This is a genomic window from Methanomicrobia archaeon (genome assembly GCA_016930255.1).
Classification (GTDB): domain Archaea; phylum Halobacteriota; class Syntropharchaeia; order Alkanophagales; family Methanospirareceae; genus JACGMN01.
Map to the genome: position 1 here is coordinate 1 of JAFGHB010000031.1, position 16,484 is coordinate 16,484.

Consider the following 16,484-nt stretch of genomic DNA (forward strand, 5'->3'; position numbering starts at 1 on the left):
GAAGCGATTCTCGGCCTGTTCCTGAAGGAGGACAAGTGGTATGAGTAACGTTAAAAAAGCAAAACGAAATAATAATCGTACTCTACAATGAAATTGAGACATTGAATAAAATAGCCAAAGCGACACCATATAAAAATCATGATTTCACTCGGTTAATCTAACAGTGAATGCCGGTATAGACCGGATATTATCGGAGACTTTATCGACAAAGGATGGCCTTATATGTGAATTATACTTTGATGAGGATAAAAGTAGACATATGATGAAATATTCACCAGAAATAATCAAGGGAGACTTTATCAACGATTCATTTAGGCTTTTAGGTTGGGGCGCGGTGACACCAAAAGAAACACCTTATTGTGCAGACATTAGCGAGAAATTGAGATCCACAGTTTTGGGTAATATGAACAAAATATACTTTTTGTCGGCATCCAGAAGAGTTTCAATGAGAGAACAAAGTGTGGCAGAAGAGCCAGATGAAGTGCATAATGGTGCTACTACTTTAGCTTTTCTTCAATATATTAGAAACAATAAACCTGATGCGTTCAGTAAGATAGTTGAACATACAAAGAAGTTTAATATCGCCGATTTAAGTACTATATTGAGCAGGGGGACGTGTACCGCAATTTTTAAGGATGATAAGCTTCCTATTAGTACGAGTATAATGGATATAGGGTTTGGTACAAATCAGATATTTTCTGCAATAGTACAGTGTTTTGGATCTCCTGCCGGTAGTACAATACTGATAGAGGAGCCTGAAATTGCCCTTCATCCACTTGCACAATCTAATCTGTTAAATATGTTCCTCGACGCCACTAAAGATGATGCTAAACAGGTTATTATTACGACTCATTATGCAAAATTATTAGACAAAATAAGAGAGGGAGCAGACAGCAAATTTGAGGAGAACGAAGTGAAAGTCTTCAAAGTGACAAAAGGAGATGAAGGGAGTGTAATACAAGATATACCACTGAAATCAATTCGATTGGATGAGGAGTTTGGATATTGAATAATTTTCAAATAAATTTCTTCTGGAAATGCGAAAGTACACTATCACACAGCATCTGGGTTTACTAAAAGCGTTAACTAAAATCAAACATTAAAATCATTTCATAGAAATTGAACGGTCAAATCGAAAAGGAGAACCAAAAAAACGGGGGTTGCTGAGTTAGTTACGACTCGTAGGAGTCCTAAAGTTCGAATCTTATCCAATCTGATGCTATTCCGTTTTTCAGCTTCGGCTAGATTTGAATGTGCTTTACCGCCAAAACCCAAATCTTTAAAAAAGTCGTTATCTGATAGTGAACCGCCACTTACAGAAACAGTCAGAGGGATGCGGATCCGGCGGTGCGAAGACGCACTCGACCTTTATTCTCGGATCGATCACCGCGGCGAACCGTTTGAATTCCTCGTAATGCATGTTTTTGCAGACGTATTCACCGAGCCCGTGCTTGAGCCGCGCCTCCTGTGGCGGGCAGTGCGGCACCGAAATCACAACTTCGTCCTCTTTCTCTTCTATCTCATACGTTATAATAGAAGACCAGGGGAATAATTTGTAAGCCGTGACAAAGCCTTTCAAGCCTTTCTCCTTGATATCAAACCGTTTCAGTATCTCTTTAGCCGCCAGTTCGGCTGACTTGCCCCAGACCTTTTCGTTAAGCTCTTCGGCAACCTCTTGATCAAATCGCTCTTCTGTATAAAGGAACCAGAACGCATCGACGACGCGGTAGTGCCAGAGTAAAAACTCGAGGTAGCTCTTGAGCTGTGCAGCGTCCATCTTCTCGAACAGGTCCGGGTCCATATCTATCTTCCAGCCTGTGATTATATTTATTGTGCCTCTACTTCTTGCTTGCCGAGCTCGAACGCGCGTCTGTTGACTTCTATATACTTCGCTTTTATCGATTCGCTAAGTGCCTCGATGAGCGTTTCCTCGTGTAACGGCACATATCTGGAGAGCGCGCCGAGCATCACGACGTTCATCGTCTGCGGCGTGCCTGCTTGCACGGCCAGCTCTGTTGCATCGAACGCTTTGACCTCTCTGCAAACTTTTCGGATCGGCGCAAGAATCGCATCCAGCGGGGGATACGTGGCCTTCCCGGTGGTAACGGTAACGGGGAGAATGGCATGCGTGTTCACCAGCGCGACACCATCTCGTGAAAGATAATGGCCGTACCGCAATGCTTCTGCAGGCTCAAGAGCGACTAATACATCTGCACCTCCGGGCGGCACCATCGGGCCGTACTCGCAGCCCAACCTGATGTGGCTTATCACGCTTCCGCCGCGCTGCGCCATCCCGTGCGTCTCCGCGCCCCGAACGGGCAGTCCGGCCTTAAGTGTCGCCGTGCCTATTACGTTTGAGATTAGGATTACGCCCTGACCGCCAACGCCGACCACCACGATGTCACACTCAGATGTCTTCATTCGACCACCTCGATAGCATCATTTTCACAGATCTGCGCACAGACCCCGCAGCCGGAGCAGAGCGCGTTGATGCGAGCACTATCACCTTCGAATTCGATCGCAGGGCAGCCAAACTGTACACACTTCTTACACCCCGTGCAGTTTGCGGTGTTAACGACGAATGGTTTTCGTCTCACACCAGCTCGTCGCGCGGTAATCATGCAGGACTGCTTCGCAATAACAACCGAAAGCCCGGGGAATTCCTTCGCTTGCGTGAAGGTCTCGATTGCTCTTTTGACGTCGTAAGGGTCTACCGTCTCGACAAAATCGGCGCCCAGTGCCCTGGCGATCGCGTCAAGCGACGCAACCGTGGTCTCCTCACCGGTGACGGTGAAGCCTGTCCCGGGATGCGGCTGATGCCCGGTCATTGCCGTCGTCGAATTGTCAAGTATAGCAACAGTTATTCGCGCCTTATTGTACGCGGCATTGAGCAATCCCGGCATTCCAGCATGGAGAAACGTCGAATCGCCGATGCTGCAGCAGATATCTCGCTCCTCGCCGCCGAACCGTATCCCGCTGGCCTGGGTTATGCTCGCACCCATACAGAGGCAAGTATCAATGGTGCCCATGCGCACGGCCAGCGTATAACAGCCTATATCGCTCGGGAAGATCGCATTCTTTCCGAATGCCTTCCGCATCGCGTAGTAGGTCGCCCGGTGGCTGCAGCCGGGGCAGAGTGCTGGCGGTCTGGGCGGTAGAATCTCGTCCGCTTCCTTCAGAGCCGGGACTTCCTCCCGCGGGCGATCGAACATCGTTGCAAGTGCATTTCTGACCAGCAAAGAATCAAACTCGCCCTCACGTGGGATGTGCCCGCTCATCTTGCCGAGAATCTTCAGATCGGGATTGTGCACCCGTGCAAAACGCTCCACGTATTCCTCTAGTACCGGCTCCAGCTCTTCGATCACCAACACCGTGCTGACATGCCGTAGAAATTCAGCGCACAGTTCTTCCGGTGGCGGAAAAGTGCCAATCCGGAGAACGGAAATATCTGCGTCCAGCTGCTTGATCGCTTCCTCTGCATAGAGTCCGGAAATACCAGAAGTAATGACTCCCAGCTCTCCTCGCAGCACGAGTCGGTTCCAGGGCAAATTGGTCAGAGCAGCTTTTATACGCTCCTGTTTCCTGAGCAACTCGGTATGACGCGGCCGGGCGTGTGCAGGGAGCATAACCCATTTAGCAGGATCCTTCACGAACTCGGGATTCGAACGCCGTTCTTTTATCTCCCCGACCTCAACATCCGCTCGGGCATGTGAGACCCGAGTGGTAGGTCTGAGGAGAACCGGCAAATCCAGCGCCTCCGAGAGTTCAAAAGCGTAAACACACATATCCTTTGCCTCCTGTGGATCTGCAGGGTCCAGACAGGGAATGCTGGCGAACTGGGCATACCGTCGTGTATCCTGCTCGTTCTGGGATGAATGACAGAAGGGGTCGTCAGCGACGATCACCACGAGTCCACCGCTCACGCCGGTGTACGCCAGGGTCATAAACGGGTCTGCAGCAACGTTCAAGCCCACGTGTTTCATGGTGGCTACAGCTCTCGTGCCCGTCCATGACGCGCCACTGGCAACTTCCAGCGCGACCTTCTCGTTCACTGACCATTCGACATGGAGATTGTGTTTCTTGGCGAACGGCGCCATGCTCTCCACGATTTCGGATGCCGGAGTCCCGGGATAGCCGGTAACGACGCCCGCACCCGCCTCGAGGATGCCTCTTGCAATCGCAGCATTTCCAAGCAGATATTCCTTCATACGTATACCCCTGTAATATTCAAGGTGATATATATAAGGGGTATTTTGATTACAGTCCAGTCTTAGAAGCAGCGTACGTAGTATGAGAAAGCACACGAAGTTTACGGTTAAAATGAAACGCGGGCGATTTTAGCTGAGTTGAGCTAACCAAGAATTAGCCGGAATCAGCGCCGCCTCTTGAACCGGTTCACATAATCGAGTCCCACCGCAAAAGCAACAGCCAGCAGCCAGAGAATTACGTCAAAGCCCGGCTCTTCTGGTGTCGGTGTCGCTGGCATTTCTGTCGGCGTCGGTATCGGTGCTGGCGTCATAATAGGTGTGGCACTCGGTGTTACAGGCGAGGGTGTAGCAGGTTTTGGTGGCAACGTCGGATCCAGCGGAAACGGGTCTTCCGAATCGATGAAGCTATCCCCGTCAGTATCGGGATTATAGGGGTCCGTTCCTTCGATGAGCTCTTTTATATCACTCCAGCTATCATTATCAGAGTCTCTCTGGATATAGCGACCATGCCCTCCACCCCCACCACCTGATGGTGGACTTATTTGGCCAGCCAACCCGTAGGTGCTGAAATGCAGCACATCCGCCCAGACATAGCCCTCGTAGTCGTTCCCGTAAAGCTCGATATCCGTTGTGTTTACGCCGATTCCAAGCACCCACGACATACTCGTCGAAAGCTCTGTCCAGCGACCCTGTGTTTCATCATACCAGTACAGTTTCAAAGTGCTCTCGTCGATGTCAGCGTCATCATCTGCATCGCCGTCGCCCGTTCGGTCCAGATCTGCCACCGTGTAGTAAATCGTTACCGTGGCCCCCGTGAGGTTACTTGTAGTCTCGTTCTGCACCGTTTCATTTACCACTATATCGAGATACCGTCCCAGGGCTTTGTCCTTTCCGGTCAAGCCCGAAGTATCAGACAGTGCGAACGGTATTGTCGAGCCGTTATATCTGCTCATTTGAACAGAGAGCGTCACCGGTTCGTCAAGAGCAGCAGCAACGACTGAATCGGTCTCCTTGAGTGTATCGATGGTATCTACTTCGAAGAAATCCTGTGGTGCTGAATAGCTCACCGTCGCCGAATCCGGTCGTATCGTCACCGTCCTGCTCTTGAGAATGTTCAGCGCTCTGTAATGATCACGCGGATAGGGATGTGAAAGCATCAAGACCGTCTGCGTTCTGTTCCAGACTCCGTACCGCACCACAAACCGGTAGGAATCTGATTCTAGCATCTGATCCAAGATCTCCCCGGAATCCGCTAGAAGATCGTGAATGAGGGCACCAACCGTTCCGTTCGCCGCATCCGGTCTGCCGACCAGCACGATATACGGCGCCTCTGAATGAGTTGTCAACAGCTCATCGAGAGAGACGATATGGAGATACGTGTAATTCAAGGACGCATTGAGTTGCTCCGCGAACTCGTCCGTATCAGCGTCTGGGTCGTAGGCGAGGTAAACGTTTTCCTCGAAGGTGGTAAAGCTGTCAAAGTCTTCCGAGTCGGGTATGCCGTCGCCGTCTGAATCGCGGCTCAGTGGATTGAGGCTCCGGTTCAGTTCGTCCCCGTCCAGGAGCCCATCGCCATCGGTATCATTCAGGAGCGGATCCAAGTGCTTGTCGATCTCTTCACTGTCGTTCACGCCATCGTTATCGCTATCCGGATTCGTCAGATTCGTATTGAAAAAGTCCTCGTGTCCGTCAATGAGCCCGTCGCCATCGGTATCAGGATTCCATGGATCTGTGCCCCATCTCTTTTCCTCACTATCGTTCAACAAATCGCCATCGGTATCCGGGAGGAGCGGATCTGAGAAATTGATCTCCTGCGAGTCGGTGAGCCCATCATCGTCGGTATCAGGCTTGGTCGGATCGGTGGTGAAGTTGAGGCCCGCATAATAGGGGAAGTAGAGTGAGAGGTTGAACTCCTCGTAATCCGAAAGCCCGTCATTGTCGGTGTCAGGTAGGAGCGGATTGCTGCCGAAGGTGATTTCCGCACCATCGTCGAGGCCATCACCATCGGTATCGTAGTGGAGAATATTCGTTCCAAGTTCATATTCAACCAGATCGGTGAGCGCATCGTCGTCGGTATCCACATCTCGCGGGTTGGATAAGTGGTTGAACTCCCCGTAATCGGTGAGCCCTTCAAGGTCCGTATCATTCATCAGCGGCTCGCTCGACACCTGAATCGTGTATGTGCCGGTCGCATTGGTAAAGGTCACGTTCCAGCCAATCGTCTCGTTGAGATCGGTCAACCCATCGCCGTCTGAATCCTTGAGGATATCCGGTAGTAACGTGTCCATAGCGAACTTCTGGATGCGGTAATTTCCGCTATCGGCGACATAGACATCGCCGACGTAACCCCACGTTCCGGTATCACCCAGATTGTAATTCTTGGCTAACCGTAAGAGCCGGTAAGGCTCGTAAACCGCCACGTCGCGGGGCTTTTTGAACTCGCCATCGCTCGTACCTTCGTACCCCAATCGTTTGAGGAACCAGCCGTCAGGAGCGAACTTCTGGATGCGATGATTATTGGTATCCGCGACATAGACGAAGCTGCCAATGTCCACCGTCACACCCTCGGGCGACGAGAAATTACCGTCTTCCGAGCCGCATCCACCCCAGTGATTGAGTAAAGTGCCGTTGTTAGAGTACTGATAAATGCCACAATCACGATTATCGACAGCCCAGACGTCCCCGTGGCTATCGACGGCTATCCCCCCAGCCCGATAGCCTAAACTCCACGATTTATTTATGAACCCTCCATCGGAGTCAAAGATCAAGATAGACATCACCTCTCCATCGTAAACATACACATTACCATCGGGGCCCACTGCCACGAGCACCGGTGATATAACTGGATCCCGCCACGAGGTAATAAACGTGCCGTTGGTATCAAACTTTGTGATGTTCCAATTACTCGGCCAACCATATGTAGTAACGTAGACATAGCCGTTGCCCACGGCCAAATCGCTCATGTACAGATGTGAAACACTAGTATCATTTACATACCAGTGTGCAAGGTACGTACCGTTAGCGTCGAACTTCAGGATCCGGGGCGTTGGAGAGGGTGGGGCCCACTCATTCGGGGTTTCCGCGACATAGACGTACCCGTCTTCGTCTATTGCTATGCTACCCGGCGTATAGGTGAAATTCCCGGTCTCGTTGCCCTCACTGCCCCATTTCAAGGTGTAATTGAACTTGGTATAGTACTTCGGTGAAGCTATATCCATAACGCCGTCGCCATCGGTATCCTTCGAGAGCGGATTGAGGAAACTGAAATATTCCATCTCGTCCTCAACGCCGTCGCCATCGCCATCAGGACGCAGTGGATCCGCGTGAACCGTGGTGTTGAACACGTACCCGCTGTAATTAACGGTAATGACCCAGCCGTTGGTCTCCATGTAATCCGAGAGTTCGTCACCGTCAGAATCCCAGAAGGACGTATTCGTGCTGTACAGGAGTTCAACCTTGTCACTCAAACCATCTCGATCCGTATCGGCGTCACGTGGGTTCGTGCCAATGTCCAGCTCATACTTATCACTCAAACCATCGCCATCGGTATCGAAAGCCCAGGGCGAGGTGCCGTTATCGCGTTCCTCAGTGTACGTGAGCCCGTCGTGGTCATGGTCGTTCTCCAGCGGTGTCATCCCGCGCCAGCGCACAAACTCGCTTATGGTTGCTGGGAAGACATCGAAGTAGAGCGTATCGATGTTGCTCGTGCTCGATCCTGTTTGACTCTCCCTGTCGCAATGCCAGCCAAATAACCACCAGCAATCGTCGTAAAAGGTTTTGTAATCGGCGACCAGTTGCACCAGCATGGGGAGATTAACGCCACTTCGCGGCCAGAGTTTGACCCACACATCATACGTATCTACTTTATGGGTCGAGTTCCAATCCGTTTTGGTAGGGTTAGGCATTGGAGTAGACCGTTCGTAGTAACCCACGCTAAAACCTAACTTATAGGAGGGTTTCACGTAACTTTGCACTATATCATTCCACCCGCCGTGTCCGGTTCGCTTCACGGTTCCTGTTATCGTGCTCTTAAACTCAATCCAGTCGCCAACGTCCAGGCCGTTATTATCAGAATCGTCAATATTCACGGACGAGTCTTTCATATCGAGTCCAACGACCTCGCTTCGCACCCGGACATCGGTAAACAAGTCGATGATCCAGCCAATCAGCATCTCCATCCAGCCCTGGCCGAAGAACAACATGGTAAGGATGTCGGATAAAATAATTATTGCAGCAAGTATCTGGCCCACAATCGGGATACATGAAATAGCATAGAGCACAATGGCAATGATGATCGTCAACGTCGCATAGAGGGTGCCGACGAAGATACCTTTATTGCTCCAGCCCGAATCGATGGCCATAGCAAAGAAGGAATAGAGTGCCAGACCAATCTCTATGACCCATCCGATAGCCTCAATGGCTTTCGTCGCCCGTTTTACCGCTTTGAGAGCGCCCGTTTCTGCCTTTGCTATCGTTTTCACCGACGCTCTCGCGAATTTCCAGCCGGAACTTCCGGCAGAGGCTGTTGCCTCTATTTTCATGAATTTGATGAAGTAATACGCGGTACCCACGCTTCTTATCGTCTCACCGATAAATTGGAGCCCGTCAATAAGCCCGTAGTCCTTGAGGTCGTTCACCACGTCCAGTCCTTCGGGATAATCGAAATCAGTCACGTCCGAACCAATGCTCGTGACCATGGTCTCACCAACATTCCAGGCGAGTACCACACTCAGCATGGTTGCCAGGTTATCAGTATCGACCCCCTGAGCCTGGCCCCAGTCCTGCATCTCGGTCACAATCGATTCTAACTCGAGTGATTCATTCGAGCTGGTGTTATACCAGTTCATCTTCATCGTCTTCGTCGTTAAAATCGGCTCGCTCCTCAGATCTATCTCAAAGGAGGTCACGGAAGCAGAGGGAAGATCATCCATGTCCTTTCGTGTAAATCGGTCTTCAAAGGCTGCAAGAATAGGAATGAGGAGATCCGGGGGTAATGACTGGAGCACATTTGGTGTCATATTACTCGCGACCTCCATTAAGGCTTCATCCTGGTGCGCGAAGGACCGGATTGTTGAGTTTACCGTTACATTATGCTCGAGGAGGTCGGCTGGCATATCAGCGACGCGAGTCGTGGCATTCCGCACGAAATCGTACGCGAGCACGAAGCCCGCCTCAAGTGTCTCGTTCTTATCGGCGCTATAAAACAAGCCGACGTCAGAGCCCGAGCTCTCTTCCACGCTGAACCCGGTAAGCGTAAAGTTTTCATAGTAGTGGCCGAACGTTATAGTATCAGAGTCTACAACTTCGCCCTGATCAAGCCGTACAAAGGTTTCCCAGTCACCGATGGCGCTGCTATCCGCAACGAGCGTGCTGTTTACCGTATCGACACGGACGTACAGGCCATTATGCGCTTTTAACGCTGTTTTATTGCTATCACCGTCAACCTCGACGAGTTCAAACTTTTCCCAGTCGCCGACGGCAGTACTCTTCGCAATGAGCGTCCCGCCACGCTCGGTATCGGCACGGACATAGAGCCCATTATGCGCTTTGAGCGCGATCGTATCCTCACTCACGTCACGCAGTGTAAAATTCTCCCAATTGCCCGTTACATTGCTGTCGGCAACGAGCGTGCCATTGCTTTCGTTATCAGCGCGGACATAAAATCCGTTTTGCGCTCTCAAGGCTATCGAATCACGCTTCTCGTCGCTGGCTCCGCTGATCATCCAGATCAGCCGTGCGTCTGCCGAAATCTCCAGTGGTGCGGGTGCGGGATAAAACATCCGCCCTCGCATGGCCACAGGGGCTCCATAATCCTGGTCAGGTGAAAGGGGAACAAGCGCTTTATTCCCACTGACTGAGATGCCGTAATCCGTTACCGAAGACTGGTTTGGCGCAGTATTGACCGTTAACTCAAGCAGAGGAGTGACATGGACATCCGCTTTGGAGTCGTCGAGGTCCTTAATGTTCCCCCGGCTGTCTTTGTCGCGCCAGTCCCACGTCTGGCCCGGCATATACAGGAGATACGCATCTTCCGGCTGGATCTGGAAGTTGATATACGTGATATTCCCTGTGGTTTTGATATCGAAATGGAAGCTGCTGCTGAGATTGGAATAGGAAAACGGGGACATATCCATCGCGTCAATGACGCCGTCACCGTCATTGTCGAAATCCCACGCATTGGGGAACCCGTCACCATCGGCATCAAGCGAGACATTGTGCACTTCAAAATAATCAGGAAGGCCGTCGTAGTTGGAATCTGGTTTCAGCGGATCAGTTGAATAAATCAAGAGTTCATCTGAATCGTTGAGACGGTCGAAGTCCGTATCCGTGTCGTTCATATCCGTGCCGAGGACCGCTTCGACCGGATCGTACAAGCCATCGCCGTCCGTATCGGTTCGGTTAGCAACGGGCGTTGCATTTTGCAGTGCAACAACGTCCATCCCGTTATTCTGCTGCTGATTCGCCGCGGCGCGCATTTCTCCGAGCGCACTCAAAGCGGAAGCGGTGGCGGGTGTGAGAGAAGAGAGCTCTGGTTTTGAATCCCGATGCAACGAGGTCTCAGCGGGTCGGGCTATGGCGGGCTGCAAAGCTGCTGCTAGCAACACAACAACTGCAAAGATCGCGAAGATATAGTTTGGTTTATACATGCGCGCTCCAGGTTTAGCACACCGCCAGCCTTCAGGAGACTTCGCTGATCTTAACGGTTTATCATAGTTTGCCCTCTATGGCGATCGGGGCGAAGGCGCTTTTGGAGAGCGTTATATCGTCAGATTTTGTGCTTGGTGGGAAAAAAGTTCTGCTCCTATTTAAAACTTTCGCTTCGTCTGGTTTTGCACTTTTAATCGGCCAAAAATGGCATTAAAAATGCAAAGCCGCTTCGTCTTTATTCCGCTTTATGGGTTCCGCTATTTCTCCTCGTCTACTTCCAAACTTTCCTGTACCTCTTCCCCTTCCTTCCATGCACTCGATCTATGATTGATGCGAGCATCCCCCGCTTACAGCACTCGAGCGACTCGATCTTTTCTCGTCTCTTCAGACGTGACTGTATTCCCAAGAGTATCCCTGTTTTTCTTCCTCCCTGCGTCCTGTAAACGACTGCTGCGACTATTCCGGCAGTGACCAGTGCAATCAGTGCGATAAGCAAGATAGAACGACTTCTCGTCGAACCGGGCGCTCCTTCCGGTAGTTCTTCTGTTACCGATGGTGTAGGATATGCCGCCCGGGATGCTCCTTCCGGTGCCCCTTCTGATACCTCTCCGAGTTCCTCTTCTCCCGCGAAGAGTACGATGGTGGAAAAATGATTCATCCTTGTGGTTGCTGTACTCTCAACGATTGTGGTCTCAAGTGCCCTCCATCTACCCGTTTCGTACGTGTAAATCAGCGGTGTTCTTCCTTCAAAGTCCGCAGGGTCAAAGGTTATAGCACTCCTCACTGGCTGGCTGAACGTCGCACCATCCGGACCGATATCATACGCATAACCGACGTACGTGACGCCCGCTGGAACTCCCACAGCCACGGGTAAGACCGCCAGTCGAGTTATGGAGACCCCTGTTAAAGCTTGCTCATTCGCATCTCGTGCGATGGTTCTCTCCCATATCGTGACGCTTGCTTTCCCATCTACGGACGTTGCGATACTCGTTGTAATAACGGTTCCTGTTGTGGTCACGAGAAGGGGTGTGGTACACGTCTCTCCTGTAATCGTTACCCGTTTTCCTCTACCTCGTTTGTCACCTCGTTCCGAAGCCGCAGACGTGATGGTAAGCGTTACAGCATCCTGATCAGATAACGTCGTATCGTTTTCCGGGTAGTGCCCACACACAGTCGCGTTGTTCATAATGGCTCCGCTGCGACCCGTCACGTTCGCATCGTACACAATGGTCCTCTCCTCGGATAGATTCAGTGATGCAAAGGCCCAGGTATAATTGTCAACAGTAGCAGAGGGTTCAAACGGTGCGATCGTACCCACATACTCCAGGCTCGCCGGTAAATAATCTGAGACGGTTACGTTGGTCAAATTGCAGCAGGATCCGCTGTTCCGCACCCGTAACGTGAACCGAACGGTATCATTATGATTCACCTCCGTTTGATCTACCCACGCGGTGCTGTCCCATACCGTTTTCTCTATTGTTATCCCCGGTTCGGGAATCAGGAACACGCTTGCATTGTCTTTATCAGAAACACACAAGCCACTGGTTTGGTTAATTCCGGTTACGTTAACCTCACTTGCATACTCGCCCGCATGCCCTATTACCTTAGCATCAAAGAAGATCTCATGTGATGCCCCCGGGTCAAGCGAGAAATTCCACCATATCGTTTCGTTCTCTGCATCCTTGCCTGTTTCCTTAGGGGAGGCGTCATTAGCCCATTCCAAACTATCTGGAAGCGTATCGTACATCACCGCATCAAGGAGACAAGCACCGGTATTCTTAACGGTTACTTTAAATGTCACACTTTCCTCGGGACGGGCGGTAACCCGGTTCACATAACCCGCGGTGGCATTCTTCACCGTCATGTTGACCGTGATATTGGGCTGAAATATCCCTGGATTAATGCACACCCAGGGCGTCTCATCATTGAGCATCCCTAACGCACTTGCATATCCGCGTAGGCACAAGCTCCCACCGGTGAGAACTAAACTCGCGTTGGTGATACCCATTTCAATTATCCCTGGTTTGGTGTTATTGTCGCTGAAAGCACCCTCAGCATGAACAACGGGTATTGTCGTACCGTTTCTGTATTGTGCGGTGACTGCATTACTTGTATATTCTATACGATACTCTCTCATGTGATCGTTGGTGGTATCCAGGTCTAAACCATAGGTCTCATTTGCTGTGCCACTTATACCAGGATAATCGGCGAAAACATAGGTATTGTTATGGTTCCACCCGTTCCCATCGGTATCCCCGGCAACGCCTGAGGTTTGCATCATGAGATACAGGTTATCCTCTTTGTTGTTGTAGCAGCACCAAACGCCGGTTAGGTCGTAGCCGGTTTCGAACGGAATCGTATCCATCTCAGGATCTTCAATCAATTTAGGCGTGGAATCCCAATCACTCGCGTCTCCGTCCACGCTAATAGTACACGGTAAGGCCGCCGCGTTTCCTATGGAAAGGGCTAACAGGAAAATCACGAATACCATGATAAAACTTCCGTTGTTCCTGCCCGCTCCGCTTCGTTCAATAACTCTCAAATACCGCTTTGGCTTACCCATCGCCGCCCTTCCCTTCTTTCTTCCGCGCCAGCTTTTGGTTATCTCAACGTGCACCTATAGTGTATACCTATATTTAAATATGCTTACTTTCCACTGCAATTGCGGGTGAGTCATTGCTTCCTATGAGGATACGATCTGGCCAATTACTTTATCTCTCATGTCAGGAATGCAAGTGCTCAAAAATCCGTGGTCACACGCCTTCCCACTTCGGGTATCGGATCGTGAGGTGAACAGGAATTAAACGATTCGCTTACGTTCATCCTATGTTCACCTATCCGCAAACTTCTTTTACACGGAGACGGTATGAGTGAGTATACAGACCCAGAATCAGAGGGATAGAGATGGAACGAAAGACTAAGAATGCGTTCTCCGAGCATCTGTTTGAATATCGTGCGGTGGAAAAGAGAAAGCTGCTGCTATCGCTCTCTATTACGTCGGTTGTGATGGTTGTTGAAGTGATTGGTGGCATTCTGACCAACAGTATTGCACTGATCAGCGATGCGGGGCATATGTTTACGCATTCGTTCGCGATTGGCATAAGCCTTATAGCGATACAGATAGCTCGCAAGCCGCCCTGCCATCATCGGACATTTGGCTTGTACCGGGCAGAGATATTAGCGGCCTTCATCAACGGGTTATTTCTCATTCTGGTAGTGGGCATCATCGTGTACGAAGCGATACTCCGAATTGTCCATCCACGGGAAGTGCTCGGGCTCCAGATGTTCGTGATTGCGCTCGTTGGCCTCGTGGTAAACGTAGCAAGTATCCTCATACTTCGCGGCAGCACAACCGATCTCAACGTACGGAGCGTGTTTTACCATCTCATTGGAGATGCTGCTTCGTCGATCGGCATCGTTATAGCAGCCGTGGTCATTTTTTATACCATGTGGAATATCGTGGATCCGCTCGTCAGCATGGGCATATCCGCGCTTATCCTGTATTGGGCCTGGGGGATCCTGAAAGAGTCGAGCAGAATCTTATTGGAGCTGGCACCCACAGGAATGAATATTGCTATCATCGGTGACGATTTGAAGACCACGTTTCCGGAGATCGAAGAGCTTTATAACGTGCATCTCTGGGCTATCACGCCTGATATGCTTGTCTTCTCCGCCCACATAAAGTTACCAAGCGCCATCGTAGCGAGTGATCACGGGGAGCTCCTAGCACGAATCACTAACCATCTTGCCGAAAACTATCGCATCATCGAATCCACACTTCAGATAGCGTCTGACTACGAACCCGAGGTCTGTAGGATTCCATAACTAACTCACCCGGTTAACGGCCGCGAGGATTGCCCGACGAAGGATTCCTGCACGTAGCAGGTGGATGTGCGATAACCGAGAAAAGAAGAAAGCCACGATACCACGCTTAGAGCTTAAGCCTCAGCACCCACTGGTAATCCGAATTTATTGGAATAGCATGAAAAACATCGCGATATAGGGGATATACGAGACTTATACGCGATTCATAGATATACCGAAGCACTGGGCAAGAGTTAACTTTAAATACCGAGTTCCCCTATATCTTTTTGGGGTGATGAGAATGGATGCAGAAGTCATAGAAAAACTAGCTGCGTTGATTACCGCGGCTTTCGGATTAGTTGCAGCACTTGCGTGGAATGGGGCAATACTTGCCATCTTTAAAGCAATATTTGGTACATCAGAGACAATTGGAGCGTTGTTGGTGTATGCAGTTGTGGTTACCATCATTGCGGTGTATGCAACAATCAAAATAGGGAGAGTTGCTGAAGCAGCAAAAAAATAACTTCTCCCTTTTTCTTTTTTATATTTTAGCTGGCGGTGAAACGGTATCGAGCTTTGAGACGGGGATAGTCGTTACAGTCAGCAGCGGATAGTGCACGAAGAAGCTATGCCTGCAAGTATAGGCATTATGAATACAGCTCCAATCGGTGCGCCCTCGATCAATGAATGAGGCTTTTAATCCAGATCCATCAGCGTATAGTCCCGACTTCCCATTCTTTGCTTTCCCGCGATGCTGAATTGAAGCTCGCCGTTGATGTTCAGGGCTTCGCATAGCACATCCCGTCCGGCGGCTTCTCTTATAAGATCGTACGAGGCTTGCTCGATGCTGAGGATATCGCGGGATGCAAGCGCGCCGAGATCGGGAACGAGAGGTTTTTGTTGGAAGGTGCAATCGCACATTGCGGTTACATCGGTAAGGAAATTAATGAAACAGCTATTGCGATTGAATTTTTTGGTGACCGCATGAGCAGCGTCAACCAACGCTGTTAGGTAGTCCTCGAACCATCCTTCTGGTTGATGCATCGCGCCCGTTGGACAGGTTTTGACACAGCGAGCACAGCCGACGCACCCCGTGCGATCGATTACCGGGAAATCGTCCATGTGGATTACTGAATACGGACAGGTTTCGATGCAGGTTCCGCACGTATCGCACGTTTCAGTATCCACTTCCGGTATCGAGAAGTGATGCACTGCGCGCTTGCCGTTCTTTGTGGTGCAGCCCATGCCGAGATTCTTTAGAGCGCCCGCATAGCCAACGGTTATATGGCCAGTGCAGTGCGTTACCGTAACCAGATAGTCGGCTTCGTAGATCGCCTGTCCAAGTTCGATTTGTTTTACGAGTGCCCCACCGGTTTTGACCCTGATGCCACTCTCGCCCGTCAGGCCGTCTGCAATGATCACGGGCGCACCAATAGTCGAGAAGTTGAACCCGTTCTGCCGTGCCGTTTTGAGGTAGCCGACGGCATTGTATCGTCCGCGCGGGTATAAGGTGGTCGTGTCGGTCAGGAAGGGATTCCCTCCCGCGTCTTTGATCGCCGTCACGATCTCACGCACAAAGGCAGGCCGGATGAAGCGATAATTGATCAGCTCGCCCATATGCAGCTTCACGGCAACCAGCGAGCCTTTTTCTATTCCGGAAACCATCTGGAACAAGTCCCTCAGCCGTGAGGGTTTGCCCAGCTCCGCAAGCCTGTAAACTTCGGTCATGTCCAGTAAAAATGTAACACTTGATTTCTTTTAAGAGCTTCCACTTTCGATGCTGATTATCTCCTGCTTGACTGACTGCCCGAAAAAGAGCCTGCA

Annotated in this window: 9 protein-coding genes; 3 read left to right on the forward strand and 6 right to left on the reverse strand. The window is 50.6% G+C overall.

Annotated elements, in window-relative coordinates:
- The first annotated feature begins 163 nt into the window (after positions 1 to 163).
- Positions 164 to 1,009 carry an ATP-binding protein gene (locus JW878_04975; protein ID MBN1762415.1) on the forward strand — a complete coding sequence of 282 codons (846 nt, stop codon included), beginning with the start codon at positions 164 to 166 and terminating at the stop codon, positions 1,007 to 1,009.
- Positions 1,010 to 1,291: 282 nt separating this feature from the next.
- On the opposite strand, the gene JW878_04980 is transcribed toward JW878_04975, so the two are convergent.
- From JW878_04980 to JW878_05000, 5 genes are all read right to left on the reverse strand, one after another.
- Positions 1,292 to 1,801, reverse strand: a complete 510-nt coding sequence (locus JW878_04980; GenBank protein MBN1762416.1) for a hypothetical protein — start codon at positions 1,799 to 1,801, stop codon at positions 1,292 to 1,294.
- A gap of 26 nt (positions 1,802 to 1,827) precedes the next feature.
- A complete protein-coding gene (gene iorB / locus JW878_04985) occupies positions 1,828 to 2,421 on the reverse strand; it encodes an indolepyruvate ferredoxin oxidoreductase subunit beta (protein MBN1762417.1) in 594 nt (197 codons plus the stop codon).
- Positions 2,418 to 4,208, reverse strand: coding sequence for an indolepyruvate ferredoxin oxidoreductase subunit alpha (iorA, locus tag JW878_04990; protein ID MBN1762418.1), 1,791 nt, complete (start codon positions 4,206 to 4,208; stop codon positions 2,418 to 2,420). Before iorA ends, iorB begins: the two co-directional genes overlap by 4 nt.
- Positions 4,209 to 4,372: 164 nt before the next feature.
- The gene (locus JW878_04995; GenBank protein ID MBN1762419.1) at positions 4,373 to 10,855 is read right to left on the reverse strand and encodes a hypothetical protein; all 6,483 of its coding nucleotides are present in this window, start codon (positions 10,853 to 10,855) and stop codon (positions 4,373 to 4,375) included.
- Between the two features lie 272 nt (positions 10,856 to 11,127).
- On the reverse strand, positions 11,128 to 13,473 hold the full coding sequence (locus JW878_05000) for a DUF11 domain-containing protein (protein MBN1762420.1): 2,346 nt from the start codon (positions 13,471 to 13,473) through the stop codon (positions 11,128 to 11,130).
- A 287-nt stretch (positions 13,474 to 13,760) separates the two neighbouring features.
- Between JW878_05000 and JW878_05005 the strand changes: the two genes are divergently transcribed.
- Positions 13,761 to 14,681, forward strand: coding sequence for a cation transporter (locus JW878_05005; protein ID MBN1762421.1), 921 nt, complete (start codon positions 13,761 to 13,763; stop codon positions 14,679 to 14,681).
- Between the two features lie 274 nt (positions 14,682 to 14,955).
- Positions 14,956 to 15,183: a hypothetical protein gene (locus JW878_05010; GenBank protein ID MBN1762422.1), complete on the forward strand. Its 228-nt coding sequence runs from the start codon at positions 14,956 to 14,958 to the stop codon at positions 15,181 to 15,183.
- A gap of 173 nt (positions 15,184 to 15,356) precedes the next feature.
- On the opposite strand, the gene JW878_05015 is transcribed toward JW878_05010, so the two are convergent.
- On the reverse strand, positions 15,357 to 16,388 hold the full coding sequence (locus JW878_05015) for a DUF362 domain-containing protein (protein MBN1762423.1): 1,032 nt from the start codon (positions 16,386 to 16,388) through the stop codon (positions 15,357 to 15,359).
- Between the last annotated feature and the right edge of the window lie 96 nt (positions 16,389 to 16,484).